Annotated in this window: 1 protein-coding gene; it reads left to right on the forward strand. The window is 66.1% G+C overall.

All coding sequences use genetic code 11. The features are described 5' to 3' along the window. Window positions 1-157: 157 nt before the first annotated feature. Window positions 158-902: transposase (locus CDN38_RS28500; protein ID WP_438502298.1), on the forward strand; the 745-nt coding region annotated here is incomplete at its 3' end.

Below are 902 nucleotides of genomic sequence, written 5' to 3' on the forward strand. Positions count from 1 at the left end.
CTAGGAGCGCGGGTCAGTAACACGCCGGCTGGGGTGTCGGGCTGATTGGCGGGGACACGGATGATGGGGTGTGCCCGATGATTTCGATGATGGTGGGTTGTTGGAGGTAGATCCCGCTGGGCGGGTGGATCGGCATTCTTTGCCGCCGAAGCCGCCGGTGGACAAGACCTTTCGGCTATTCGACCCGGATCAGGGGTTGTTGTTGCCCCCGTCGCGGGATGAGTGGTTGCCGGGCGAACACGTGGCCCGGTTCATCGCCGATCTGGTCGATGAGCATCTGGATCTGTCGCGTATCCACGCCGCCTACACCGAGGGGCGCGGCGGCCCGCCCTATGACCCGCGGTTGATGGTGCGCATCCTGCTCTACGGCTACACCATCGGGGTGCGTTCCTCGCGGGTGATTGAGACCAAGTGCGTCGATGATGTGCCGTTTCGCTGGCCGGCGGGTGGGGCTGCCCCCGATTACCGGGCGATCGCCCGGTTCCGCAAACGGCACCTTTCAGCGCTGGGACAGCTGTTTGTGCAGGCCCTGGCGTTGTGTCAGGCCGCGGGGATGGTGCGGTTAGGTCGGGTGGCTTTGGATGGGACCAAGGTGCGGGCCAACGCCTCCAAACGCAAAGCGATGAGCTATGCGCGGATGAGCGAGAAGGAGAAGGTCCTCGCCGATGAAGTCTCGGCGTTGCTGGCCGAGGCCGAGCGGATCGACAAGGACGAAGACAAGAAGTTCGGCAAGAACCGCCGCGGTGATGAACTGCCCGAGGAGCTACGGCGCCGGGAGAGCCGGCTGGCCAAGATCGGCGAAGCCAAGGCAGCTCTGGAGGAAGAAGCACGCCAGCGGGCCCGCGCACACGCCGAGGCCGCCGCGGGTGAGCGCGGCGACGACCAGCAGACCGCCGCCGCCA

The organism is Mycobacterium ostraviense (assembly GCF_002705925.1).
Taxonomy (GTDB): domain Bacteria; phylum Actinomycetota; class Actinomycetes; order Mycobacteriales; family Mycobacteriaceae; genus Mycobacterium; species Mycobacterium ostraviense.